Origin of the sequence: Synechococcus sp. MU1625 (assembly GCF_020514205.1) — a bacterium.
Taxonomy (GTDB): Bacteria; Cyanobacteriota; Cyanobacteriia; order PCC-6307; family Cyanobiaceae; genus Parasynechococcus.
Window position 1 is genome coordinate 1 of sequence record NZ_VTLA01000011.1, and the last position, 25,847, is coordinate 25,847.

Sequence of the window (25,847 nt, forward strand, 5' to 3'; positions counted from 1 at the left end):
CCTCGAACTGACGCAGCGGCTGGCGATCAAACAACGTGTCCACCAACAAGTTGTTGTGCAGCGCCAAACCACGGCCCGCCGCATCCACATTCCGCGGGGCTAAGCCACTACCCACCAACGTGGCCAACTGCCCGTAATCAAAGCTCAGCGGAAAATCAATTTTTTCATCTTCCAAGCCATCAATCAGACCCTCAATAATTTCTATTGCAATCTCTTCTTCTGCTTCCCAAGCCTCATCTTCATCGCCATCAATATCACTAATCACATCACACAAATCATCACCCTCTTCACAGCCTGGAAGTGGTTCAGGCTTAACCTCTTTGCAATCGTCACCTTCACAAATCGGCGGCGTAACAGGCTTATCAGGTCCTTCATCATCGCAACCATCAGCTTCAGGGTGTAAGTCGCAAAGAAGTTCCTCAGTTTGCTTTTGTTCAATCACAAGATTCAAGGAACCTTTGGCCAAAAACCCTTTATAAAGAGCAGTTCCATCAAAGCCAAATTCTTCACCAATCCCCTCAAATGGATAGACTTGATCATCAGTAACAAGAATATAGATATTAGCTGCAAGCTCATCAATGTTTTCAACCTCACCTTCTATGATCTGCCAAACACCTTCCGGGTCTTCAGGATTTGGAGTAGCGACGACCAAACTACCGCTTTTGTAATCAAATGAATCAGATACACGCAAAGGTGGATTGTCCCTTGCATCCAAAAAGGTGACGATTCCACCAGCCCTGGAATGTCTCGCAGGATTAGCATCCAATGTAATTGTTTCGGACACCAATGGATTAGAGGGCGAGACAAGAACCCGACCTCCTTCCCTAATACTTAAACGATCAATCTTAAATTGCCCCTTGCCTGTTGGCCCAGAGAGCAAATTAAGTCGGCCAACCCCCGTTACCAATGTTGAAGAGCCCTGGGGTATACCCGAGAAGTTAGCCAATGAAAGAACACCATCTTCAATCGTCGTCTCGCCCTGATAGGAGTTCATACCAGAAAAGGTGGTTATTCCGTCACCAACCTTGGTGAATCCACCATCACCAGACATCTCACCTGAAAATTCCGTATTCGTTCCCAAGCCACCAGCAGTCAGCACCTGGTCATCGTCAATTACAATGGCACCAGCACCTTCAATTGATCCGACCTCATCAGTATTTGCAACCCGGTATGTAGCACCCTGAGCAACAGATACCGCCGTCTCATTATCGAGCGTTCCCGTTACTTTTAACGTCCCTTTATTGATATTCGTTGTGCCTTGATAGGTGTTATCACCTGAGAACGTTGTTGTTCCATCACCAACCTTGGTGAATCCACCATCACCGGAAATCTCACCTAAAAATTCCGCATTCGTTCCCAAGCCACCAGCAGTCAGCACCTGGTCATCGTCAATAACAATGGCACCAGCGCCTTCAATTGATCCGACCTCATCAGTATTGGCAACCCGGTATGCAGCACCCTGAGCAACAGATACCGCCGTCTCATTATCGAGCGTTCCCGTTACTTTTAACGTCCCTTTACTGATATTCGTTGTACCTTGATAGGTGTTATCACCTGAGAACGTTGTTGTTCCATCACCAACCTTGGTGAATCCGCCATCACCGGAAATCTCACCTGAAAATTCCGTATCCGTTCCCAAACCACCAGCAGTCAGCACCTGGTCATCGTCAATAAAAATATCACCATCGCCTTCAATTGATCCAACCTCATCGGTATTATCAACCTCATATATCGCACCCTCAGCAACAGACACTGCCGTATTATTACTGAGCATTCCAGTTACTTGCAATGTCCCTTCCGTGATATTCGTTGTGCCTTCATAGGTATTCACACCGGAAAGAATCGTTGTTCCCTGGCCTTTAAAAATCATTCCGCCGGGGCCAGAAAGTATACCCGTCAGCTCCGGATTAATTCCAGCATTATCGATCGTATTGTCAGCAAAATCACCAAGATAAAAATCAGAATCATATTTTCCACCATCAAATCCTTCAAACGAAAGGGTGCCGCCCTCAAAATAAGGATATGTTTTCGCATTTTCATCTGCCTGGCTTGAACCCTTTATGTCATCCCAGAGTCTAGAAACCATGTCAATAGTCTGGTTCTGCTCCCAACCGACATCGCTATTACAGTAATCATCTGCACAAACAAATTCATAGCGAAATAGCACAAAGTTATTGACGTACCAAGGACCAGGCTCTTGATTAGCGTTTTTACCAGTATTAGTGTTTTCCCCAATCCATATCCAAGTTGAATCACCCGTGGTATTAGTACCCCAAGGATAATGCTGGCCAGAAACATTTTTTTGATTCACAAAACCAGGGATGCTCCATTTCTTATTTTCGTAAACAGTACCATCTGAAGCCTCATAATCTATCGTATTCCAGCCAAGCGGAACATCTAACTTGCCTGCGTAAGCCTCCAAAGGGTTTTGCTTATTTGCTTTGTAAGGATCATCTTTTTGATTATTTTTTTTTGGATTCTTGTCAGCAGGAAATGCAAGCCATCCCTTATCACTTGTCCCAAACTCTGTGCCATCTGGCATCACAAATTCACCTGACATTGCGGCAATACCTTCTTGATCCCAAGCCGCTATACCAATTACATTTAGTCCTTGCTGAAGATTGAGATCTTCAACCTCATACGTAAAAGGCTCTTTCCAATTATCGGTCTGACCCAGCGATTCTCCATTTACAAAAATCTGCGCTGCATTGTCAGCCGTAAAGGTAATCAAACCCGGCTTATCAACGGCCCAAGAAAAGGAAGGAAGCGAAAGAGTAAGAGCAACACCTGCCGCGAAGCTTGAGCTTACTTTCTTGAACATTTTAATAGGAATATCCTTTAAATTCTAGAGACAAAAAACAAATCAATTGGTACAAATCAAGCGGGACTCAAACGCGTCGCAAGAGATTTGGCCAAGTTTGTTTCAGCCTGAGCACTGAGCAAATCTATAGAAATAAACCAAGCTTTCTACGGATCTCAAAAGCGCGGGGCTTGATCCTGAACCGCCCCCAGCACCAGCCCCCGCCGCAATTCCCAAGGTGAAAGTGCAAATAAACGGAGCATCACGCCCATCAAGCGCGGCAGCGGCAGGGTGTTGGTGAGGAAGCCAAACCAGTCGTCCCGCGGCAAGGAAAAGAAGGTGGCGAAGTGGGTGCGCAACAACGCTTCGTTAAATCCCATCAACCGGCCCAGCCCGAACTGATACAGCTGATGGCGTAGCACCAACTCGATCGGCCAGAGCGCCTGCCAGCCCCTTTGTGCCAATGCCGCTGAACCAAGGCTTGGATTGGCGATGGATTCAGCGATGGCCTGGGCCAAATCTGGCCCGCGCCGCAACAGCGATCCCACCATGTAGCCCGAAGCCGGATGCACCATGCTCGCCGCCCCACCGAAGGCCAGCACCGGTTGGCTGCGATCCGGCAGTGGCAGGTTCATCGGGAAAAGGCAGAACTCTTCATGGATCACCTCGGTGATCTCCACACCGCGCTGATCCAAACGCTGCTGGAGCCGTTGCTTGAGCACGTCGTAGGGAACGCCCGGGGCCAAGGCAAGCGAGGTTTCTTCCACGAAGAACACCCCATCACCCAGATCCATCGCATAGAGGAACGTGGGTGGTTCGCTGCGCTGCGCTTCGCTGAGGTGATTGCAGCGGTAGTCCATCAACACAAACCGGCCCGGCTCAATGGGCGGCTTGGAGAAACGCCCGACCACGCCATAGGCCGCCTGGCCCGCCACCGGCCCCTGATCCGGGCGGCGAATGTGGGGTGTGCGCGAGCCGGAGGCATCGATCACCAAGCGCGCCGTCAACATGGCTCCCGATACACATCTGACGCTGGTTGTTGGTCCACTCACCTCCAGACGTTCTGCGCTGTCCTGACGCCATGTCACCCCTTGAGCCCGCTCCAGCCAGTAGTGCTGTAAAGCAGCCCGATCGAACAAGCCGTAGTCAATGCCGTGGGCATAGCTCTGATCCTGAGCCGTTGTGCCGCCTGCGCCGAAATAACTGACGGTGTCTTTCCAGCGGTGCTCGAGCAGCTGCTCGAGTCCCACCGCTTTGAGTTCATCGGCCCAGATGCCGTAGGTGTTTGGCCAAGGAGCTTCGACCGATTCGGGAGCGATGCCGGCAACAGCCACTCCCCGTTGATTCAGTTCAGAAGCGATGCAAAGGGCGGCAGGACCGCCCCCCAGCACCAGCACATCCACCGGCTCAGCCAAGGTCAGCTGTCCTGCGTGCTGTTTTCAGGATTCATCGCTTCGGTGTCACTCGTTTCGGTGTCTCCGTCAGCAGAGTCGTCTTCCGCCTCCGGCGGCACCAGCACCACCTTCAGCAGCCGGTCGCCCTTGTCGAGCTTCTGCAGACGCACACCCGTAGCAGCACGGGATTGCTGGGGAATGGCATCGGCGCTGGTGCGCACGATCACCCCCTTCTCGCTCACCAGCAACAACTCCTCACCGGCGCCAAGCACGCTCAGCCCCACCAGCTGATCGGCATCGGTGCGGAACTTCATCGCCCGCAGGCCCATGCCGGCCCGCTTCTGCAAGCGGAATTGCGTCACCGGCACCCGCTTGCCCAGACCCGAAGCCGATGCCACGAGCACCCAGGGACCCTCGCTGGCGGCATCCTCTTCTTCCTCTGCACTGGCGGCCACCTGATCGGCGAGTTCCACCGGAAGCACATCCATGCTCACCAGGGCATCGCCATCGCGGAGGTTCATCGAGCGCACGCCGCGGGCCGTACGGCCCAGGGGCCGCAACTCCTCATCACTGAGGCGGAAGTGGATGGTCATCCCGGCTTTGGAACCGATCAAGACGCTGTCGCCGGGCACCGCCAGGCGCACCCAGGTGAGGGCATCGCCCTCTTCCAGGTTGATGGCGATCAGACCATTGGAGCGGATGCTGCTGAAGGCCGAAAGGCGGGTGCGTTTGATGAAGCCGCCTCGGGTAAGCATCAGCAGATCGGTGTCGTCGCTGAACTCCGAAACCGGAATCAACGTGGTGATCGCCTCTTCCCGGGGAATCGGCAACAGCTGCACCACCGGGGTGCCCTTTGCCGTGCGGCTGCACTGGGGCACGCGGTAGGCGGGAAGCGCGTACGACACACCGCGGTCGCTGAACAGCACCAAGGTGTCGTGGTCGTTGCAGCTGATGAACAGCTTCACCGCATCCTCACCCTGGCTGCGGGTTCCGGCCTTGCCGCGGGTGCCGCGGCTGGTGGCCTCAAATTCGCTCACCGGCATCCGCTTGAGGTAACCGGTCTCAGTGAGCAGCACCACCGAACGCTCATTGGCGATCAGATCGATGTCGGAGAGCCCACCGCCGAGGTCAAGGATCTCCGTGCGACGAGGGATGGGGTAGCGCTCCTGCAGCTGACCGAGCTCGTCCTGGATGATGCCGAACACCCGCTCACGGCGGCCAAGGATGTCCTTGTAGTCGGCGATCTTGGTGACCAGATCCTCGTGTTCAAGACGGATCTTGTCGGCCTCCAGAGCCGTCAGACGACGCAGCTGCATCTGCAGGATGGCGTCGGCCTGGATGTCGGAGAGGCCATGGCGCTCCTGCAGCTGTTGGCGTGCCGTGGCCGTATCGGGAGCAGCCCGGATCAAGGCAATGATCGGATCCAGCTGATCGAGCGCCAGCAGCAGGCCCAGCAGGATGTGGTCGCGCTCTTCGGCCTTGCGCAGCAGGTAGCGGGTGCGGCGCTCGATCGTCTCGACCCGGAAGTCGAGGAACACCTCGAGCATCTTGCGCAGGGTGAGCAGGATTGGCTCGCCATTCACCAGCGCCAACATGTAGGCGCTGAAGTTGCTCTGCAGCGGGGTGAGCTTGAACAGGTTGTTCAGCACCACCTGCGGGTAGGCGTCACGGCGCAGTTCCACAACGATCCGCATGCCATCGCGGTCGCTTTCGTCGCGGATGTCCGAGATGCCCTCGAGCTTTTTGTCGTTGACCAGCTCTGCGATGCGCTCGATCAGCGCCGCTTTGTTGGTCTGATACGGCAACTCCGTGATGATCACGGCATCGCGATCGGGGCGTCCCGGCACCTCGAGCGTTTCAATATTGGCCACTCCGCGCATGGTCACCGAGCCGCGGCCGCCCAGGTATGTCTCGCGGATGCCTTCACGCCCCAGGATTTGACCGCCGGTGGGGAAATCCGGGCCAGGGATCAGTTGGATTAACTCCTGATCGGTGATCTCCGGGTTCGCGATCAACGCGAGTAAACCATCAATCAGCTCATTGAGGTTGTGAGGCGGAATATTGGTCGCCATCCCCACCGCGATTCCTGCCGAACCATTCAGCAGCAGCTGCGGGATGCGAGCAGGAAGCACGGTCGGCTCCTGCTGGGAGCCGTCGAAGTTATCGGCGAAATCAACCGTCTCCGCCTCGATGTCCTCCAGCAGGCTGTCGGTGGTCAGCGCCCGCAACCGCGATTCGGTGTAACGCATGGCTGCCGGTGGATCGTTGTCCACCGAGCCGAAATTGCCGTGCCCATCAATCAGGGGCATCGACATGGAGAAGTCCTGGGCCATGCGCACCAGGGCGTCATACACAGCGGTGTCGCCGTGGGGGTGATATTTGCCGAGCACTTCGCCCACCACACGGGCGCATTTGCGATATGGCCTGTCGCTGGTGAGGCCCAGCTCATACATCGCATAAAGAATCCGTCGATGCACGGGCTTGAGACCATCGCGGGCATCGGGCAGGGCCCGGCCAACGATCACACTCATCGCGTACTCCAAATAGGAGCGCGACATCTCGTTGCGTAGGTCCGTCTGAATAATTCGATCGTCGGAACCGCCAGGACCGCCGCCGACAGGCCCCACAGAATCCGTCATACGTGCATCAGACGTCCTTTAACAGTCTATCTCGGACAGTGGAAGCAACAGGAAAACTCCGGATAAAATCCCAACCGCTTTGCACTGACGTGATGGGTCCTGTCGACGAGCCTCGCCCTGAAGCCGAAACCACAGGCAGCGACCCCACGCCAACTCCTGCTGCTACCCCCGTAAGTAGTCCGGAGCCGGCACCAACCCCCGCGCCTACGCCAGCACCAACACCTAAGCCCACGCCAGCACCGGCACCAACCCCCGCGCCTACGCCGGACCCTGTGATCGCTTCCACCGTCTCCATCCCTGCGCAGGACGCTTCAGATCAGGACGGCTCAGATCAAGACGGAGGTGAATGGGAGCTGCTGGTGGGCAAGGCCAAAGCCTGGGTGGAGCAGAACGATCTTGCTCAGCTCTGGACCAAAGCCCAGTTACCGCTGCGGGTGATTGGAGGGTTGATTGCCTTCGCCCTGGTGGCGAAGGTGTACTCCGGTGTGCTCAACACCATTGACAGCCTTCCTCTGGCTCCAGGCCTTCTAGAGCTCGCCGGCCTGATCTGGTTGATGAATTTTGCTGTTCGCAACTTGATCAGGAACAGCGACCGGGACAAATTCATCACGGCCACCCGGTCAACCTGGAGCCGTATTACGGGCCGCTCGAGCTGAAGCGATCATCCCGATTGGTAGCTTGATCAGACTTCATTAAGTCGCGCGGTGGACATTCAGCTCGGACGCTCAAAGACCGTTCGCCGGGCCTACGGAATCGATGAAATCGCTCTGGTGCCTGGGGGTCGCACGGTTGACCCCGAGGTCACCAACACCCGTTGGAAACTCGGGGGCATCGAGCGGGAGATCCCCATCATCGCCAGCGCCATGGACGGCGTGGTGGATGTGGACATGGCCGTCCGTCTGTCCCAGCTCGGCTCCCTTGGCGTTCTCAATCTGGAGGGGGTGCAAACCCGATATGAGGATCCCAACCAGGTTCTGGATCGCATCGCAGCCGTCGGCAAAGACGAGTTCGTCCCACTGATGCAGGAGATCTACAGCCAACCGGTTCAAGAAGCGCTGATCCGCAAACGCATCCAAGACATCAAGGCCCAAGGAGGCATTGCCGCCGTGAGCGGAACCCCGGTAGCTGCTCTGCGTTTCGGCAAGGCCATCGCCGAAGCAGGAGCCGATCTCTTCTTTGTGCAGGCCACCGTGGTTTCGACGGATCACATCGGTCCTGAAGGCCAGGAGACCCTTGATCTCAAAGCCCTCTGTCGCGACATGGGCGTCCCCGTGGTGATCGGCAACTGCGTCACCTATGACGTAGCCCTGCAACTGATGCGTGCTGGTGCGGCGGGCGTGATGGTGGGAATCGGTCCGGGTGCCGCCTGCACCTCCCGCGGCGTTCTCGGTGTTGGAATTCCACAGGCCACCGCGGTTTCAGACTGCGCGGCCGCCAGGGCCGACTACGAAAAGGAGAGCGGTCGCTATGTACCGATCGTTGCTGACGGTGGCATCGTGACCGGTGGTGACATCTGCAAATGCATCGCCTGCGGGGCCGACGCGGTGATGATTGGATCGCCCATTGCCCGTGCGGACGAAGCCCCCGGCCGGGGCTTCCACTGGGGGATGGCAACGCCAAGCCCGGTGCTGCCTCGCGGCACCCGCATCAATGTTGGGAGCACAGGAAGCATCGAACGAATTCTCCGCGGCCCTGCCAAGTTGGACGACGGAACCCACAACTTGTTGGGGTGTCTCAAAACATCCATGGGAACCCTTGGCGCCCGGACCATCAAAGAAATGCAGCAGGTCGAGGTGGTCGTTGCGCCGTCATTGCTGACGGAAGGGAAGGTTTACCAAAAGGCCCAGCACCTCGGGATGGGCAAATAGAGCAGAGCTAGGCTGAAGCGTGTGCGGGCTTAGGCCCACACACTCCTCACACCCCCCAGCCCGGCGCGATCGGGCTTTCACTCTTGATGGAGAGCGACTGTCACAAGTTCCCTTCTTGACAGGGAAGGGCCGTGTTTTCGCTCGAAACGGTTGCTAAATTCTCCCTAAATCTTCCTGCTCATATGTCTAGCGCCGCTGCCGTTACCGATGCTTCCTTCGAGCAAGACGTACTCCAGAGCGACGTGCCGGTTCTTGTCGACTTCTGGGCGCCCTGGTGCGGACCCTGCCGGATGGTGGCTCCGATCGTCGAGGAGATCGCCAAAGAATTTGACGGACAGATCAAAGTCTTCAAGCTCAACACTGACGAAAATCCCAACGTTGCCAGCCAGTACGGAATCCGCAGCATTCCAACCTTGATGGTGTTTAAGGGCGGTCAGAAGGTCGACACGGTTGTGGGCGCTGTTCCCAAGGCAACCCTGTCGGGCACCATCTCCAAATACCTCTGAATCTGTCTCCAGATCGGAGAGATCGGTTGAGTCTGAACCTCGGGTTGATCGATTACGGCATGGGCAATCTCCACTCAGTGGAGAAGTGCCTAGAGCGTCTTGGTGAAAGCTGCAGGCTGATCAACGACGCTGACCAGCTCGATGGCATTGATGCTCTGATCCTGCCGGGGGTAGGAGCTTTTGATCCCGCCATGGCCAACCTCAGGGCCACGGGGCTGGTGCCCCACTTGCTGCGTTGGGGTCATGACAATCGCCCCTTGCTTGGGATCTGTCTCGGGCTGCAGCTGCTGTTCGAACACAGCGACGAAGGAAGCGATCCCGGCCTCGGCCTCCTGGCCGGACGGGTGAAACGTCTCCCCAGTGGCAGCGGCGAACGGATCCCCCACATGGGCTGGGCCCCGTTAAGGCATCACGGCAATTGCCCACTGCTCAACAGCGATGTCCCCTCTGAATGGGTGTATTTCGTCCATAGCTACGCCGCAGTTCCCACCGATCGGAATGATTTGAAAGCCACGGCCGCCTTCGGCGATCAGGAGGTCACTGCTGTTGTCTGGAAAGGCAGGTTGGGAGCCTGTCAGTTCCATCCGGAGAAGTCGTCTGATGCCGGAGAACAAATGCTGCGACGCTGGTTGACCTGGCTGCAGCGCGGGGCCGAGCCCATCCGATGAGCGGTGGCGGGCAACTTCGGCTCAGCGGCGGTCGACGTCTGCAAAGCCCTGGAGGACGCGCCACAAGACCCACCACCTCCCGAGTCCGTGAGGCGGTGATGAATATCCTCGCGCCGCGCTTGCAAGATTGCCGCTGGCTGGATCTATGCAGCGGCAGTGGGGTAATGGGCTGCGAGGCGCTGCAACGGGGTGCACGCTGCGTGGTGGCCGTCGATCAAGACCCGCAGTGCATCCGCATCACTCGCGCCAACCTCAGCACGGTTGCAGCTGTTTGTTCTCCGACGCCCGAAGTGCGCACAGAACGCAGGGAACTGATCGGATGGCTGCGCAGAGGCTGGAGCCAAGACCCCTTCGACATCGTCTACTTCGACCCTCCCTACGACCAAGGCCTCTATGAACCGGGCCTTGATGCGCTCGCCCAAGGGAATTGGCTTCACCAAGACTCTCTCGTGGTTTGCGAACACAGATCGAACCTGAATCCCGTACCGGGCTCAGGCTGGTCTGTTCTTGATCAGCGCCGATACGGCATCAGCGGCGTGCTGCTGCTCAGCCCCCCAGAGCGCTGCCACCGCGGCGGTACTGGTTCCAAGCTGCCACAAAAAGACCCATCAGGGTGACGGGAATCAAACCAAGAACGATGCCGCAGAGCAGAGGTTCGATCATCGTGTCGCGTCAACAATCAGAATTGAGCAGAATTCTCTCATTGGAACTCAAGGTCTGTGGTCCAGCCGTCACGAATTGCGGCCGAATCAGCATCAGCTGATTCGGCCGATCGAGGGCGCGGCCTGATCGCCGCTCTTGTGGTCTCGGCCGCGACCGCTTGCGTCGTACTGGTGCTCTGGGTTCTTGGGAGTGCCCAGCGAGATCCCTACATCAAGGCCAGCCTTGAACTGCAGGGTGCCGTTGACCACGGCGGACAGCTGTTCCGCATCAATTGCGCGGGCTGTCACGGTCTTGCCGGCCAAGGACTGGTCGGACCTTCTCTGCAGGGCGTCAGCAACAACGTGAAGGACCCAGCCTTGGTTCACCAGATCATCAGCGGCGAAACACCACCCATGCCGAGTTTTGAGATGGAGCCGCAATCAATGGCCGACCTACTGGCCTACCTGCACACACTCAGCTGAGCCGGTGCCTTGAATGCCGTCGTTGTGCTGGTCGAGCCTGCCGGCCCTCTGAACATTGGAAGCGTGGCCAGGCTCTGCGCCAATTTCGGTGTGAGCGAACTGCGGCTCGTGGCCCCCCGCTGTGACCATCTCTGCGAGCAGGCCATGCAAATGGCTGTTCACGGGCAATCGCTGCTTGACGCCGCAGCGGTGTTTCCTGACTTGCTCACAGCCATCAACGACTGCCGACGCGCCGTAGGTAGTTGCGGACGTCTGGACCACGGCGAGATTCCTCTACAAGATCCTGAACAGGCCCTTGGATGGCTGTTGGCCAGCGATGGCAGCGCATCCAGCGCAAAGGCGCCCGTGGCCCTCGTGTTCGGGAGGGAGGACCGCGGCCTTAGCAACAGTGAGCTGAGGCTCTGCCAGAAAGTTCTGTGTTTACAGAGCGGTGAGGCCTATCCCTCCCTGAATCTGTCCCATGCCGTGGCTGTGGTTCTGCATGAGTTAGCCCGTCTCAACAGTGCAGAGACAGAAGCTCGCAGCATCGCCCCCCCATCACCTGACCCGGCAGCCGCAAAAGCGCTGTCGGCGTTGCTGGACGATGCAACAGACCTCCTGCTGGAGGCTGGTTTTCTGTTGGAGCACACCGCCTCAGCGCGCATGGCCAAAGTGCAGGATCTGCTGCAACGCGCGACGGTGCGCGCCGAGGAAGTGGCTCTCCTGCGGGGCATGGTGCGCCAACTGCGCTGGGCCATCCGCACCGAGCGCCCCTAATCTCTGCCGCATAGTCACGGCTGAAAGGTTGACCAACAGTCGTTCTTCACGTCGCTCCGCAGGCTGGGGAGGGCCGGCTCGGCTCATCCTGCGTCTTGTCTTAATGGGAGTCGGCCTGGGACTGCTCACAGGCACGGGCCTCCGGCTCCTGGCACCGCGCGTGCAGCAGCAGGAGATTCCACTGCCCAGCTGGCTGGCCGATCAAGCGGTGATCACAACGCTGCTCGGTGAAGCCGTTGAGCCCCAAACCACTGAGGAGGCCTCTAAGGACGAGAAGCTTGCGCCAATAGCAGCGAACGTCCTCAAGCAGGCACGATTTGCTCCAAAGCAGGAAATCAAGGCCTTATCCCAGCGCTGGGTGGAACTGGCCGACCAACAGACCGATCTGCAGGCCAGCGCCTACATGCTCATCCTGGACGACGGTCGCTTTGCAGCCATGCAGGCGGAGCGCCCCATGCCAGCGGCCAGTTCAATCAAGACACCGATCCTTCTGGCAGTGCTGGAACTGCTGGACCAAGGAACGCTTCAGTGGAACGAGCCCCTCACGCTGACGCAAGAACTGGTGGGTGGAGGCGCCGGATGGATGGCCTCCCGTCCGCTGGGCAGCCGCTTTCCCACCTATGAGGTCGCCACAGAAATGATCCGGGTCAGCGACAACTCCGCCACCAATCTGATGATTGCCAGGGCGGGGGGAATGGAGCAGATCAATGCCCGCTTTCAGGAGCTGGACCTCCCAGCAACCGTCGTAAACAACTGGCTGCCGGATCTCGATGGAACCAACACCACAAGTGCACGGGATCTAAGCCGTGCCATCGCTTTGGTGGATAGCGGCGAGGTTCTGGGTCCCCGAAGCCGGGATCTATTTCGCGAGGTAATGGGGACGTCAGTCACCAACACCCTTCTACCCACGGGCTTGATGCGCGGCCTGGGTGGTGCTCAGGGTGCACCCGACGACAGCCTGGCCCGCAAGGGCTACCGCGTTTACAACAAAACCGGTGACATCGGACTTGCCTACGCCGATGCCGGTCTGATCGAACTGCCGGACGGCAGACGCGCTGTGGCGGGATTTCTGGTGAAAGGCCCCTTCAACGACCCCAGATCCACGGAACTGATTCGTCAGCTATCCGCCGCCATGGCACCTCATCTGAAACCCAACCCTGCCCCTCCACAACCATGAAGCTCGCCGCTCTGTTGTCCGCCGCTTTGGTGAGTGTTGCGGCGATGCCCGTCTCTGCAGAGGTGATTGAGCGTCAGCAGAGCGTTCGCCCCTTACCGGGAGCCCTCGACAGCGTGTTGATGGTGAACGACAACAACCCCGAACTCATTCAGAACGACGGCATCCTGATTTCAACATTTCCAGATGGGGATGCAGCGTCCGTTCCCGTTGTGCTGAACGGCCGCTTTGACCTGTTCAGCCACCACGTCTATGCCGGTGATGCGGAAGGCACTCCAACGTCGACTCTATGGCTGGCGGTTCTAGCGGCTCCCCTGGGAGACGCTCCGGTGACCCTGCAGCTGCTCTCGGGAAGCACCTCACTATCTCAAGCGACGGAACCAGGCCAAACCCAAGCTCCCTTCCTGCCTTTGCCGAGCCTGATGCAGGAGACCACCGAGGTTGTGGCCGCTGGACCTGGCAGCCGCGTCGCCGGAGATCTGTTGGCAAGTCGAAGCGCACCGGAACTCTCCAGCCGTCGCTGGACCCTTCCTCCAGGCTCACCCACACGGCTGATGCTGTTGCCCATTCCAGTGGCAGGTCTCGACCCACTGCTGAATGGTCGCAATCTGCAACTGCGGTTCCACAGCTCCGCCCCCGTAGCGATAGCCACCTTGGCTGCCCATGGAAACGATGGACAGGCTCCGAACGATCAGCACTGGCTTCAGCTGCTGAAAAGCCGACGCTTGAGCAGCAAGGAGCATCAACCAACCCCTCGGGGCAGCAAAGGCAAGATCATCTATTCACGGGTGAGTGGTGTTCAGATCGGCAGCAGCTGGCGGGCGCGCCTAACCGACCCAGGGAGCACTGTTCTGGCCGCACCTAAGGCACCCATTTCATGGCCGATCAGCAGTTTGGAACGCGGAACCCTCGCCACCAACCAGGTTCAAACCGCTGAGCTCGAGAGGTTTTATCCCGGAACAGCCTGGGCCGCCCATGGGAACTATGGGGTGGAATACGACCTCACCCTGCCCCTGAAGAACACAGGTTCAGCCCCTGTGAAGCTGCAACTGTCTCTGGATTCACCCCTCAAAGGCAACAGCCAAACCTCCTTCCTGCGCTTCCGCGATGACCTCAACGGACCGGTCATGTTCCGGGGGCCCATCCAGACCACGGGTCTAGAGGATCAAGAGGGTGTTCCCCAGGGACGCCAGACGCAGCATCTTGTGTTGCGCCAGGGTCAGCAGGGATCGTCCCTGGGACAGGTGATGCTCAAACCAGGGGAAGGCAAGCAAGTGCGCGTTCGCTTGATCTATCCCGCTGATGCCACACCGCCGCAGGTCCTCACCGTGCAGCCTGTGAAACAATCCTGAGCACGCCTACAGAATTGCTCGTGACTGCACCCCGGAAGCGCAGGGTCTTCCCCTTCACTGCAGTGATCGGTCAGGAGGAGATGAAGCTGGCCCTGCTTCTCAACGTGATCGACCCACGCATCGGTGGCGTCATGATCATGGGGGACCGCGGGACCGGTAAATCCACCACGATCCGAGCTCTAGCGGATCTGCTGCCCGACATCGAGGTGGTGGCTGGTGACCCCTACAACAGTTCGTCCACCGATCCCGACCTCCAGAGCAGTGAGGTGCGCGAGCGAATGCAACAGGGGGAAACCCTGAGCACCGAGCCGCGGCAGGTGCCAATGGTGGACCTCCCCCTGGGTGCGACGGAAGACCGTCTTTGCGGCACCATCGACATCGAAAAAGCCCTGAGCGAAGGTGTTCGCGCCTTTGAGCCTGGTTTGCTGGCCAAGGCCAACCGTGGCCTCCTCTACGTGGATGAGGTGAACCTGCTCGACGATCACCTTGTCGACGTGCTGCTCGATTCGGCCGCCTCCGGCTGGAACACCGTGGAACGGGAAGGGGTGTCCGTGCGCCACCCCGCTCGTTTTGTCTTGATCGGCTCCGGCAACCCGGAGGAAGGCGAGCTACGTCCCCAACTGCTCGATCGCTTCGGGATGAGCGTTGAGGTGCGCACCGTGCGCGATCCAGAGCTGCGGGTTCAGGTGGTGGACCAACGCACCGCCTTTGACGGTGATCCCGATGGCTTCAGCACAGCTGTGGAGGGAAATCAGAATGCCCTTCAGCAACGCGTGGTGGAAGCCCAGCAGCGCCTGGACCAGGTAACCATCGACGACGATCTGCGCCTGCGCATTTCCGCCGTCTGCGGTGAGCTGGATGTGGATGGCCTGCGGGGTGACATCGTCACCAACCGAGCCGCCCGGGCCCTGGCCGCCTTCGAGGGGCGCACCGAAGTCAGTGAAGAAGATGTCGCCCGCGTCGCCTCCTGCTGCCTGCGGCACCGTTTGCGTAAAGACCCCCTCGAACAGGTGGATTCCGGCGACCGTGTGGTCAAGGTGTTCTGCAAGGTGTTTGAACGAAGTGAGAGCAGCGATCGCGCTGATTTCGAACTGGCCCTCGCCGCCTGATCCCACCACAATCAGCCCATGCGCATCCTCGGCATCGACCCGGGCCTGGCCAGGGTGGGCTATGGGGTGATCGACATCGACGACGGATGCCAGCGCATGCTCGACTGCGGCATCATCCAGACCGACCCGGGTCGCTCGGATGGTGACCGAATGGTTGAAATCGCTGGTGACCTGCGCCAACTCATCCGGATCTGGCGACCGGATCTGGCCGCCGTGGAGAAGTTTTTCTTCTACCGATCGAGCAACACCATCAACGTGGTTCAGGCACGCGGAGTCGTGGTCATGACGCTGGCCCGCTTCAAGATCCCGATGGTGGAATTCCCCCCCATGCAAATCAAACTCGCCGTGGCGGGTTTTGGGCATGCCGAGAAAGACGAAGTCCTGGAGGCGGTGATGCGGGAGTTGAATCTGAATGAACCACCAAGGCCGGATGATGCGGCCGATGCCTTGGCGGTCGCTCTGACAGCGTGGCTGCAGCGATGAGCGCAAAGCAGATGCTGCGCCATCACTTCAGAGAGCAGCGCCAATTGGGAGAGGTTGCCACCCGCGCCATCCAGGAAGCGGTGGTGAACCTGGTCGGCAGGTCAATCTGTGGCAACGGATATGTGGGGATCTACTGGCCCCTACCGGGTGAGGCGGATTTACGTCCGTTGCGTGATGTTCTCCATCCGCCGCTGGCCTTGCCGGTTGCCGATGGCGAAGGAGGACTCATCTATCGGAGCTGGACCAAAGCACCTCTTCAGCCGGATGGCTGCGGCATTCCTGCGCCCGCCGAGGGAGAGGCTCTTCGGCCCGATCAATTAGCGCTGCTGCTGGTGCCGGCGCTAGCGATTGACCGTGATGGAATCCGCCTGGGCTATGGCGGTGGTTACTACGACCGTCTCAGGGCTGATCCCGCCTGGGCCACCACACCAGCCTGGGTGGTGCTGCCCTCAGCCTGCATGGCGACCGAACTGCTGCCCCGCGATCCCTGGGATCTTCCTTTCACAGGGTGGATCACGGAGCAGGGTGCTGGTCGGCCGACCTGACTCACCGCATCATGGGCTCCATTGATCGCCCTTCCATGCTGCGTCTGCTGGCTCCACTGGTCCTACTCAGCGCGGTTCTTCAAGGCACGGTTCTGGCTCCCGCCAAAGCCCATCAGATCGAAAGCGCTCTGCACTATCTCGATGGTGATCTGCAACTGAGCAGCAACTTTTCCAACGGGGAACCCACCCAAGGTGCCGTTGTGCGATTGCTCAATGCCGATGGCACCCCTGGGCAAGAACTGGGCCGCACCGATGCAGACGGACGCCTCAGCCTCGATCTCAGCACGGTGGTCAACGGCACCGTCGATCTTCAGGTGGACGGTGGTCCGGGCCACCGCGACTACCTGGAGCTCCCGGTTCAAGATGGCGCCGTGAATCTGAACGAGGTGGTCGTGTTCCCCTTCAGCCTGGTGTTGGTGGGGCTGCTGGTTAGCGTGCGACGTCGAAACGACTGAGCCCGCCATGGCCACTAGCACTGGCAGTGATGCCCTCGACCGGATGGTGGAGCGATTGGGCGGCACTGCTGATCCAAAACGCCGCTACGAATACGTGCTCTGGCTGGCAAAAAAGCTCGCTCCTATGCCGGCAGAAGAGCAAACCGAAGACATCAAAGTGAAGGGGTGTGTGTCTCAGGTTTTTGTACGGGGCGCCCTGGATGACGAGGTGATGCGCTGGCGGGGAGACTCCGATGCTCTGATCACCAAGGGGCTGCTGGCCTTGTTGATCCAGGGTCTGGATGGGCTGACCCCGGCCGAGGTGCAGGCGGTGGACCCGGCCTTTATTGCTGCGACTGGTCTTCAGGCCAGCCTGACGCCTTCGCGCGCCAATGGCTTCCTCAACATCCTTCTGGCCATGCAGGAACAGGCCAGGCAGTTGGAGAACTGAAGCGAAATCACGCCAATACATAGAGTCGCTCAAAATCGTTCCAACACGGATCAGAGGGAATGGCAGCAAAGGTCGGCGTGGGTCTGCTGGGGCTGGGCACGGTTGGCGGTGGAGTGGCTTCAATCCTCCAGAGTCCCGGCGAACGCCACCCGCTGGTCAATGAACTGGAGCTGATCCGGGTTGCCGTCCGCGATCTGAACCGGCCCCGCCCCGTGGTCCTGGACGAGAGCCTGCTCACCACCGATCCATCGGCGGTGATTCAGGACCCGGCGGTGGACGTTGTGGTGGAGGTGATCGGTGGCCTGGAACCAGCCCGCAGCCTGATTCTTCAGGCAATCGCAGCAGGCAAATCCGTGGTGACCGCCAACAAGGCCGTGATCGCACGCCACGGCCAGGAAATCGCTGAAGCCGCTGCAGCCGCCGGGGTGTACGTGCTGATCGAAGCCGCCGTCGGTGGGGGGATTCCCATCATTGAGCCGCTGAAGCAGTCCCTTGGTGGCAACCGCATCAACCGCGTCAGCGGCATCATCAATGGCACCACCAACTACATCCTCACCCGGATGGCTGAGGAGGGAGCCGCCTACGACGCGGTGCTCAAGGATGCCCAAGACCTCGGGTATGCCGAAGCCGACCCGGCAGCGGATGTGGATGGCCTCGATGCAGCCGACAAGATCGCGATCCTGGCCACCCTTGCGTTCGGCGGCAGTGTGGAGCGCGCCGCGGTTCCCACCGAAGGAATCAGTGGCCTTCAGGGTGTGGATGTGGATTACGCCAACCAGCTCGGCTATGGCGTGAAGCTGCTGGCTGTGGCTGAGCGCATGGCGGCAAGTGGCGATCCGCTGCCGCTCTCTCTGCGCGTGCAGCCGACTCTCGTTCCTAAGGACCACCCCCTAGCGGGTGTCAACGGTGTGAACAACGCCATCCTTGTGGAAGGTGATCCGATCGGCCGGGTGATGTTCTACGGCCCTGGAGCGGGGGCTGGCCCGACGGCTTCCGCGGTGGTTGCCGACATTCTCAACATCGCCGGAATTCGCCAGGCCAGCGACGGCCCCGGCAAGGTGGACCCCCTACTGGCTGCGGGGAGTTGGCGGCCCTGCGCCCTGGTCGAGTCAGGCGACATTCGCCAACGCCATTACGTGCGTTTTAAGACAAAAGATGCCCCGGGAGTCATCGGCAATGTCGGCGGCTGCTTCGGCCAACGCAAAGTCTCCATCCAGTCGATCGTGCAATTCAATGCGAGTGACGCCGGAGCCGAGATCGTTGTGATCACCCATGAAGTGAGTCAACGCCAGATGGATGAGGCCCTCCAAGCGATCCAGGCCCTTCCTGAGGTTTTAGGCCTGGCCGCTCACCTCGGCTGCCTCCAGGGAGACAAATAGAACTGGCGGATGGGTTCGGGCATACGCCAGAATGTCAAGAACTTTCACAGCCCAGGTCCGGATCCACGGATTTGTGCACGAAACGGTTCATGCAGAACCTCATCTGTTCGGTCCCGGGTCAAGGCTGCTCTCTGCAGGAGGGGATCAACCCGATGACTGTGCATCAAGGGGATTGCGTCAGCCTGGACAGTGATGACAACACGTATCAGGTCATCGGCGTCGATGGCGATCACGATCGGTGCTGGGTGCGCCGCTGGCCTCTTCAAAGAAGCGAGGGTTCACCGGTGTTCGAAATCTCCATGGAGCGGATTCGCCAGGTCGGCTAACTCGCTGTTGAATAGGCCGACCAGTTGATGCCCGAGGCCCTTTGAAGCGCACCGATCGCCCCACGACACGGACGTGCGGTGGGGTGCTCATAGGGTTCGTTCTGGCCCTCGCTCAGATGGGCTGCCAAGCACCACCCCCGAGCACCCGCATCACGGTGGGATCAGCAGGACGAATCAGTTCTCTCGATCCAGCTCAGGCCAGTACCCTCAGTGCCACGCAACTGATCAGCGCCCTGGGGGATCCGCTTTACCGCCTCAAGCGTGATGGATCCTTGGAGCCACGCCTGGCGGCATCGGCTCCAGTTCTGAGTGATGGCGGACGCACCGTCACGATTCCACTGCGCACCGATGTGCGCTTCCACGATGGAACGCCGTTTAACGCCGCAGCCATGGCCTTCAGCCTGCGGCGCTTCCTCAACATTGGAACCCTCAGCTACGTGGTGGGCGATCGCATCGCATCGGTGGAGGAAGCGGACACTCATACCTTGCGTCTACTCCTCAGTCGCCCATCCACTTCACTGCGTGGGTTACTGACGTCCATCAACCTCACCCCCATTTCACCGAAGGCCTACAGCAGTCACCAGGACCGGTTTCTGCACGATCGCTTTGTTGGAACAGGCCCCTACAAACTGACCCGCTTCAGCGAACATCAGCAAAGGCTGGAACCCTTTGCCCAGTACTGGGGGGAGGCACCACGCAACAACGGGCTGGATCTGATCACGCTGAGCAACTCCACGGCGCTGTATGGGGCTCTGCGCAGTGGTGAGGTGGATCTGCTGCTCTCCGCCTCCATCGACGAAGACCAACGCCATACCCTGCATCAACAGGCCATCGCAGGAGACCTGCACGAGTCTGTTGGCCCGGCGATGGAGATCGGCTACATCACCTTGCTGAGCAATCAGGATCCATTCCGGGACCCCAACCTGAGACGTGCCCTGGCCGTCAGTCTCAACCGAACTGAGATCAGTGAGAGGGTGAGCTACGGCCTCCGCCGTCCGCTTCGGGCGCTCGTGCCCCCCAGCCTTCCCGGCGGAGCCCTGGCCTCATGGCCGAAACACAACCCCAACCAGGCCCGCGAACTGCTCCGGGCTGCTGGCTACTGCAACGGCCGCCCCCTGCGCTTTCCGCTCACCTTCCGCTCCAATGTGCCCGCCGACAAACTGCTAGCCCTCACCTGGCAGGCCCAGGTGCAACGTGACCTCCCCGACTGCCTGGTGTTGGAGCTTGATGGCGTTGAGTCCACAACCATCTACCGCCAACTGGGGGAGGGTGCCTTCAAAGCGGTGATGCTGGATTGGCGTGGCAGCTACCCCGACCCTGAGGCGTATCTGACGCCGCTATTGAGCTGCACATCGGTGAAGGGCGACCACTGTGTCGATGGTGAAGCGGCGATCAGCGGCAGCTTCTGGAGTGCACCGGGTCTGCAGACCACTCTTCTAGAAACCGACACGCTGGTTGGCGACGCACGTCGGAACGCCCTGGATCGCGTGGAACATCTCTCGGCCAACGGTGCCGCCTACATCCCCGTCTGGCTGGATTCACCTCGAGCCTGGGCCCAACTGAACCTCAGCCCTCCAAAATTTGATGGCAGTGGTCAGTTGATGCTCGCTGAACTGGAGCGCCGATTCGAAGGAACGACAAACAACTAATGGGACGTGCCCGAGACCTAGCCCGCTACAGCGCCACCCGCCTCGCTCTGGCGCCTCTGATGTTGTGGCTGATCGCCAGCCTGGTGTTCCTGCTGCTGCGCGTCGCCCCTGGGGATCCGGTGGATGCGGTCCTCGGCAGCCGGGCACCTGCTGCCGCCAAAGCTGCCATGAGGGCTCGGCTGGGACTGGATCAGTCGTTGCTGGATCAGTACCTCAGCTATCTCAACGGTTTACTCCATGGAGACCTGGGACAGGCCCTGATCAACCAGGAGCCAGTGCGGACGATCATCGGCAAAACTTTGCCCGCCAGCCTGGAGCTGAGCGTCATTGCACTGGTGATGGCCGCTGTGGTCGGGCTGAGCGTTGGCTTCAGCGGCATCGCCAGACCGGAAGGAAACCTTGATCTTGGCGGCCGCCTTTACGGACTGGGCACCTATGCACTGCCGCCCTTTTGGGTCGCCATGCTGGTGCAATTGGTGTTCGCCGTCAGCTTGGGGTGGCTGCCGGTGGGCGGGCGATTCCCACCCAGTCTTCTTCCCCCTGATGGAAGCGGCTTTTTCCTGCTTGACAGCGCGCTGCAGAGCAACTGGTCAGCCTTCCGGGGCACCTTGCGTCACTTGATCCTGCCCGCAGGAACCCTGGCACTGCTTCTCAGCGGAACCTTCACAACAGCGTTGCGTCTGAACCTGCGACGCACCCTGCGCGGCGACTACGTGGAAGCGGCGCGCAGCCGTGGTCTGAGTGAGCGTCAGGTCATCCTGCGCCACGGGCTCCCAAATGCCTTGCTACCCGTGCTCACCATCGCCGGCATCACCGTGGCATCGTTGATTGGTGGAGCCCTGCTGATTGAAGTCACCTTTTCCTGGCCTGGCATCGCCCTACGCCTGCAGGAAGCCATTAACCAAAGGGACTACCCCGTCGTTCAAGGGATCGTGGTGGTGATCGCCGCCTTGGTGGTGCTGGTGAGTGTTGCCGTTGACCTGCTGGTGGCAGCCCTCGATCCGCGCGTGCGTTACTGACCCATCAGTTCCAAAGCCCGCCGACGCTCCAAGCGATGCCACCGCGTCATTGACGTCGAATCCTTGAGGTGGAGGGAATCCTGGCGGGAAGGTCCGGCGCTGAGGGAATTGAGGAAGCCGATGAGTTCAAAGGCAATCACCCGTTGCACGCTGAGGGGATTCACCCCCACCAGCTCCTCACCTAGTCGAAAGAGATCGTCACCTTGCGAGGCCGACTCCTGGCCATCCACACGAATCGGCGAAAAGTGACTGGCCCCCTCAACAACAACCACTCTGCTGGCGGGATGCTGCGACAGTCCAACCATGAGAGCCACCTGCTCATCCAAAGCAGGGGTAATCAGATCGAGAGTGCCACCGACCAGAAGCATGGGAAGTGACAACGCCTGGCTGGAGCGGTGGGGCCAGATCAAACCACCAAAGCTGTTGAGCCCCACCACCGCCCGAGGGAGCGGAAGCATCGCATTGCCTTCGAGCACTCGCCCTGCAGCGAGTTCGCACTGGAGCAATTCCGAGAGGTTGGTGAGGGGCAAGCCAGCCAACGCCCCTTCACAGCGCTGATCCATCCCAGGCACCACTGCCGCCCCACTGGCCAGCAGCGCTGTTAAAGCTCCCAGGGAGTGCCCTATCAGCACGACCTCGTCTCCGGGGATGTTCAAGTCGCCCTGTCGTTGCGCATCCAGCACCGCCTCAAGATCAGCCAGCCGCTGCTGGAGCACCTCAGCGCCGTCAAACGACTGACGCCCCTCGAGCAAAGCCTGAACGGCAGTGGCATCACTGCCGGGATGCTCAAGCAACGCCACAGGCCAGCCCGCCTTCATCAGCGAGCGAGCGAGCCAGTGGAAGTGATTGGGATCGCCGCCAAGGCCGGGCATGATTAAGACCCAGGTGCGATCGTCACGGGGCGACTGGGGGATCCAGCGTTCCAGTTGCAATGGACGCTGACGATGGCCGACGGACAGCGTTGACGGACGGGACCCGTCTGACAAGGGCGAACGCTCACCTGGGGGGAGAGGCTGCAAACGCGCTTCTTCCAGGCCAAGCGAGTTCATCAGCCTGTGATGTCGCTTCAGTTCCAGCTTCCAGCGATTGGCGGCACCCACGAGCGCATCGAGATCCAGACGCAGCTGCTGGGTTGGCAAAGCATCCAGCACATCCAATGTCGAAACGGTCTCCTGCTGTTCAAGCAGCAGTTCGAGCGTGGAAAGAACCAACGCACTGTTAAGACGCCCACCGTCTTCCACCCGAATCAATTCCCCCAGCGCATCCAGAAGTGGGCCGGCACCCCAGCTGCTGAGCATTTGACGTCCGAGGCTGCGCCGGGAGAGAACCGGAGCCTTCAACAGACGAATCAGCCCTTCTTTACTTTCTGGAGCGAGGAGACGCATCCAGGTGGACAGCTCCGATCGGGAGAACTGCGATGGATCACCCTCTGGTGACCGCACAAAGGCACCGAGTTCCTCAACGGAAACAGGTAAAACCACGCCATCGATCTTGACCTCCACGTGTTCTGTGGAGCGAACAGGCCACGATCCGCCCGTGCTGAGCAGCAGACTGCCCAGCAAGCCCATCGCGATGCATCGTCCTGTTAAGCGTCCGCGCAGCAACGCCTGACCCTCTGCGGTGGTGGAACCAGTTTCCATCACCTCTGAGAAATGTCACCCGACTGAGGTTCCTGGCCTCCATCGGTGCAGGCGGAGTGATGTTTATGACACCACTGATCTTTCATGCGATCGATTTCTCTGCGCGTGAGGTTGGCAGTGGGCTGGCCGTCTCAGCCCTGATTGGAACAGTGGTGCGTCTTCTGAGCGGTGCACTGCTCGATCGAGGCATCCGTTGCTCGTGGCCAGTCAGGGGCACAACGCTGTTGGCGATTGCGGCGGATCTGATCTTGCTGCAGGCCGACAACTACAACAGCTACCTCGTTGGACAACTTCTTCTCGGTTGTGCAGCTGGTTTGTATTGGCCTGCGATCGAATTGGCCGTTCCCTTGAGTTGCGGAAGCTTGCCTTCAGGCAAGGGGTACGCCCTGGTGCGCAGCGCCGATGCTCTCGGCATCGGCATCGGAACGTTGATCGGAACCGCTGCCGCAACCCTGGGCACCCTGCGGACGGTGTACAGCGTTGAGGCGGTGTGCATGGGAGCCGTCCTGGTGCTGATCAGCCTTTATCCGCTCCAAGATGGCCCGCCGTATCGCGTCCTCAGCCGTAACAGCCCAGAACCTGGAGATCAACTGCCAACCTCCCGTCTGCCCTGGTTGCTTCCCCTTTTGCCGGTGCTGGTGATCAGCGTGGTGGCGACAGGAATTCTTGCCCTTCAGCAGAGTGCACTTCCCCTGGATTTAGTGCGCGGGGGGCTCTTGAGACCGGCCCTGAGCGAAAGCCATAGCAGTGCCCTCATCGCTCTGCAGCTGACCCTGCTGGTGAGCCTGCAGTGGCCGGTGGGTCGTTGGCTGGCGGAGCGAAGCGTTGCCTTCGGCCTGGGCCTGAGCCTTGCGGGATTCAGTGTTGGCTGCGGTTTAATCGCGCTTTCGTCCCTTTTTGAAAGCGGAACAGCACTCGTGCTGGCAGCTCTGCTGCCGATGGCGTTCGCTCAGGCAGCGTTCCTTCCCACAGCCACAGAAGCGGTCATTGAAGAGACTCCACCGGAACACCGGGGTTTGGCCATGGCACTGTTTTCCCAGTGCTTCGCCATCAGCGCCATCGTGGCGCCCCTCGCTGGAGGAGCCTTATTGGATCTTCAGAGCAACGGCCTCGTGCTCTGGTTGTTGATGGGAGGAGCCTGCATTGTCGTGGTACCGACCCTTCGCAGCCTGAAACCGCGGTATCGAGCGACAGCAATCAATACTGATGCGCACCTACCTGGAAAAAAGCAACAGCGCATTGATGCCGTGGCAGGCAGTCCAGGCAATCTTCGGTAGTCAAGGCAACCGTCTCTGATCGTTCAATAGCGAGGCGACAATGAACGCAAGCGAAGGTCGAAGGCCACCAATCGGGCAATCGAAGGATTGAGATCAGCCATGACGGAACAAACATCAGGCGCGGCCAGCCAGCCCCGAGGGATCCAACGGCCTCAGCTGATCGTGCATGCCGGCACGCACAAAACAGCCTCGACGTACATCCAAGAACGGCTGCACCGCAATCGTGATCTCCTAAAGAGCCAAGGCGTCAGCCTGCAGGACCCAGTGGACTGCAAGCCCAAACCGAAAAAACTCGCAGCTGAGCTGTGCAAACAGAGGAGCGGACGCTGGAAGGCTTTCTTCAAGCAACAATTGAAGGGATCGCATCGCCTTCTCAGTGCGGAGCAATTCGCCGTCCCCCTCACCGATCCCGACTGCATCCGGCAACTTGAGGCGATGGCGGATGAAGCAGGCTATGAGCTTCACATTGTAATTTTCATCCGCAGCCAGCTCGACTACATCAACTCGAGATACATCTATTCACTGCGGCGGTTTTACCACCACCAAACCTTTGAGCAGTTTGTTGACGATGCCTTAAAGGGAAGGCTCCAGAACGAGAAAACCAAGCGAGGCAAAATCGAACGCCGCCAGGATGTGTTTGATTTCTGGAGCTATTTCCAGCCCTTACTCAAAGCGAGAGACAAGGGCCTAAAGGTGAGTTTTCTTCCGTTCCGCCAAGGGGACCTGGATCCTTTTGAGCAGTTCATTTTCGCGATCAACCTCTCGACAGAACTGTCATGGAAACCCTGTCCCCAGCGCCACTACAACCGCAGCCCAGGAACCAGAGGCGTTTGGCTGGCCAGGTTACTAAGCCAACTCCTCAAGGAGCGTAATATCTCCCCAAAAGTGATTGAAAATTCCTCTCAGATCATTCTCAAAGAGGAGCAACGACAGCTTTGGCGCGATCCATCTTTCTGGGGATACTCACGCAAACTGACCAAAAAAGTGACGCGACATTTCGAGAAAAATAACGCGAAATTCGCCCAAGCAGCGTGGAACTGCAGCTGGGACGAAGCTTTCTCCAAACCCAACAAAGCCGAACATCGCAGACGATCTGTTTATACCCCAGGATCCATAGAAACTGAAATGCGCATGCATGCTTCTGCGCAACGATTGCTTGGCCGCATCATGCGACAACAATCCGCTGAAAAATCTTCACCCCCGAAACGATTGATCGATCTAATCTTCCCAAACCGCTAAACAATTCCGAAGATA

The 25,847-nt window shown here is 59.2% G+C and carries 24 protein-coding genes and 1 pseudogene; 20 read left to right on the top strand and 5 right to left on the bottom strand.

Annotated features, from left to right (window positions below; translation table 11 throughout):
* The 3 genes from FZX13_RS12315 to gyrA form a co-directional block, all read right to left on the bottom strand.
* The coding region (locus FZX13_RS12315; RefSeq protein ID WP_226409796.1) for an autotransporter-associated beta strand repeat-containing protein at positions 1-2,821 on the bottom strand (2,821 nt) is incomplete at its 3' end.
* Positions 2,822-2,976: 155 nt separating this feature from the next.
* Positions 2,977-4,215 carry a lycopene beta cyclase gene (gene crtL, locus FZX13_RS12320; protein WP_226409797.1) on the bottom strand — a complete coding sequence of 413 codons (1,239 nt, stop codon included), beginning with the start codon at positions 4,213-4,215 and terminating at the stop codon, positions 2,977-2,979.
* Between the two features lie 2 nt (positions 4,216-4,217).
* Positions 4,218-6,833 (bottom strand): DNA gyrase subunit A, encoded by a 2,616-nt coding sequence (gyrA, locus tag FZX13_RS12325; RefSeq protein WP_226409798.1) that lies wholly within the window; start codon positions 6,831-6,833, stop codon positions 4,218-4,220.
* A 92-nt stretch (positions 6,834-6,925) separates the two neighbouring features.
* Between gyrA and FZX13_RS12330 the strand changes: the two genes are divergently transcribed.
* The 5 genes and pseudogenes from FZX13_RS12330 to rsmD all read left to right on the top strand — a co-directional run.
* Entirely contained in the window at positions 6,926-7,489 is a 564-nt protein-coding gene (locus tag FZX13_RS12330; RefSeq protein ID WP_226409799.1) for a CAAD domain-containing protein, read from the top strand.
* A gap of 48 nt (positions 7,490-7,537) precedes the next feature.
* Positions 7,538-8,701, top strand: a complete 1,164-nt coding sequence (locus FZX13_RS12335; RefSeq protein WP_226409800.1) for a GuaB3 family IMP dehydrogenase-related protein — start codon at positions 7,538-7,540, stop codon at positions 8,699-8,701.
* Between the two features lie 182 nt (positions 8,702-8,883).
* On the top strand, positions 8,884-9,207 hold the full coding sequence (gene trxA, locus FZX13_RS12340; RefSeq protein WP_006851354.1) for a thioredoxin: 324 nt from the start codon (positions 8,884-8,886) through the stop codon (positions 9,205-9,207).
* 26 nt (positions 9,208-9,233) lie between these two features.
* The gene (hisH, locus tag FZX13_RS12345) at positions 9,234-9,875 is read left to right on the top strand and encodes an imidazole glycerol phosphate synthase subunit HisH (protein WP_226409801.1); all 642 of its coding nucleotides are present in this window, start codon (positions 9,234-9,236) and stop codon (positions 9,873-9,875) included.
* A pseudogene (rsmD, locus tag FZX13_RS12350) lies at positions 9,872-10,405 on the top strand (16S rRNA (guanine(966)-N(2))-methyltransferase RsmD); the annotation flags it as partial. The gene hisH and the pseudogene rsmD, both read left to right, overlap by 4 nt.
* Before the next feature lie 16 nt (positions 10,406-10,421).
* Here the strand turns inward: rsmD and petG are convergent.
* Positions 10,422-10,538, bottom strand: a complete 117-nt coding sequence (gene petG / locus FZX13_RS12355) for a cytochrome b6-f complex subunit V (RefSeq protein WP_071823076.1) — start codon at positions 10,536-10,538, stop codon at positions 10,422-10,424.
* A gap of 56 nt (positions 10,539-10,594) precedes the next feature.
* Between petG and FZX13_RS12360 the strand changes: the two genes are divergently transcribed.
* The 13 genes from FZX13_RS12360 to FZX13_RS12420 all read left to right on the top strand — a co-directional run bounded on the left by FZX13_RS12360 (position 10,595) and on the right by FZX13_RS12420 (position 21,676).
* Positions 10,595-10,999 carry a cytochrome c gene (locus FZX13_RS12360; protein WP_226409802.1) on the top strand — a complete coding sequence of 135 codons (405 nt, stop codon included), beginning with the start codon at positions 10,595-10,597 and terminating at the stop codon, positions 10,997-10,999.
* Positions 11,000-11,008: 9 nt separating this feature from the next.
* Complete coding sequence (locus FZX13_RS12365) at positions 11,009-11,755, top strand: RNA methyltransferase (protein ID WP_226409803.1); 747 nt, start codon at positions 11,009-11,011, stop codon at positions 11,753-11,755.
* Between the two features lie 28 nt (positions 11,756-11,783).
* Positions 11,784-12,932 (top strand): serine hydrolase, encoded by a 1,149-nt coding sequence (locus FZX13_RS12370; protein ID WP_226409804.1) that lies wholly within the window; start codon positions 11,784-11,786, stop codon positions 12,930-12,932.
* Positions 12,929-14,281: a DUF3370 domain-containing protein gene (locus tag FZX13_RS12375; RefSeq protein ID WP_226409805.1), complete on the top strand. Its 1,353-nt coding sequence runs from the start codon at positions 12,929-12,931 to the stop codon at positions 14,279-14,281. The genes FZX13_RS12370 and FZX13_RS12375 overlap by 4 nt, the downstream gene beginning before the upstream one ends.
* Before the next feature lie 20 nt (positions 14,282-14,301).
* Positions 14,302-15,390, top strand: coding sequence for a magnesium chelatase ATPase subunit I (gene bchI / locus FZX13_RS12380; RefSeq protein WP_226409806.1), 1,089 nt, complete (start codon positions 14,302-14,304; stop codon positions 15,388-15,390).
* Between the two features lie 18 nt (positions 15,391-15,408).
* Positions 15,409-15,873 carry a crossover junction endodeoxyribonuclease RuvC gene (gene ruvC, locus FZX13_RS12385; RefSeq protein WP_115025320.1) on the top strand — a complete coding sequence of 155 codons (465 nt, stop codon included), beginning with the start codon at positions 15,409-15,411 and terminating at the stop codon, positions 15,871-15,873.
* Entirely contained in the window at positions 15,870-16,418 is a 549-nt protein-coding gene (locus FZX13_RS12390; RefSeq protein ID WP_226409807.1) for a 5-formyltetrahydrofolate cyclo-ligase, read from the top strand. Before ruvC ends, FZX13_RS12390 begins: the two co-directional genes overlap by 4 nt.
* A 35-nt stretch (positions 16,419-16,453) precedes the next feature.
* Positions 16,454-16,873 carry a hypothetical protein gene (locus FZX13_RS12395; RefSeq protein WP_226409808.1) on the top strand — a complete coding sequence of 140 codons (420 nt, stop codon included), beginning with the start codon at positions 16,454-16,456 and terminating at the stop codon, positions 16,871-16,873.
* A 7-nt stretch (positions 16,874-16,880) separates the two neighbouring features.
* Positions 16,881-17,303, top strand: coding sequence for a SufE family protein (locus FZX13_RS12400; RefSeq protein ID WP_226409809.1), 423 nt, complete (start codon positions 16,881-16,883; stop codon positions 17,301-17,303).
* 59 nt (positions 17,304-17,362) lie between these two features.
* A complete protein-coding gene (locus FZX13_RS12405) occupies positions 17,363-18,682 on the top strand; it encodes a homoserine dehydrogenase (protein WP_226409810.1) in 1,320 nt (439 codons plus the stop codon).
* Positions 18,683-18,834: 152 nt separating this feature from the next.
* Complete coding sequence (locus FZX13_RS12410; protein ID WP_370630823.1) at positions 18,835-19,008, top strand: hypothetical protein; 174 nt, start codon at positions 18,835-18,837, stop codon at positions 19,006-19,008.
* Positions 19,009-19,124: 116 nt separating this feature from the next.
* Positions 19,125-20,657: an ABC transporter substrate-binding protein gene (locus tag FZX13_RS12415; RefSeq protein ID WP_226409834.1), complete on the top strand. Its 1,533-nt coding sequence runs from the start codon at positions 19,125-19,127 to the stop codon at positions 20,655-20,657.
* Positions 20,657-21,676 (top strand): ABC transporter permease, encoded by a 1,020-nt coding sequence (locus tag FZX13_RS12420; RefSeq protein WP_226409812.1) that lies wholly within the window; start codon positions 20,657-20,659, stop codon positions 21,674-21,676. Before FZX13_RS12415 ends, FZX13_RS12420 begins: the two co-directional genes overlap by 1 nt.
* Here the strand turns inward: FZX13_RS12420 and FZX13_RS12425 are convergent.
* Positions 21,670-23,316: an alpha/beta hydrolase gene (locus FZX13_RS12425; RefSeq protein ID WP_226409813.1), complete on the bottom strand. Its 1,647-nt coding sequence runs from the start codon at positions 23,314-23,316 to the stop codon at positions 21,670-21,672. The genes FZX13_RS12420 and FZX13_RS12425 overlap by 7 nt on opposite strands.
* Before the next feature lie 23 nt (positions 23,317-23,339).
* Between FZX13_RS12425 and FZX13_RS12430 the strand changes: the two genes are divergently transcribed.
* Entirely contained in the window at positions 23,340-24,593 is a 1,254-nt protein-coding gene (locus tag FZX13_RS12430) for an MFS transporter (protein ID WP_370630825.1), read from the top strand.
* A gap of 162 nt (positions 24,594-24,755) precedes the next feature.
* Positions 24,756-25,832, top strand: coding sequence for a hypothetical protein (locus FZX13_RS12435; RefSeq protein WP_226409814.1), 1,077 nt, complete (start codon positions 24,756-24,758; stop codon positions 25,830-25,832).
* The last annotated feature ends 15 nt before the right edge of the window (positions 25,833-25,847 follow it).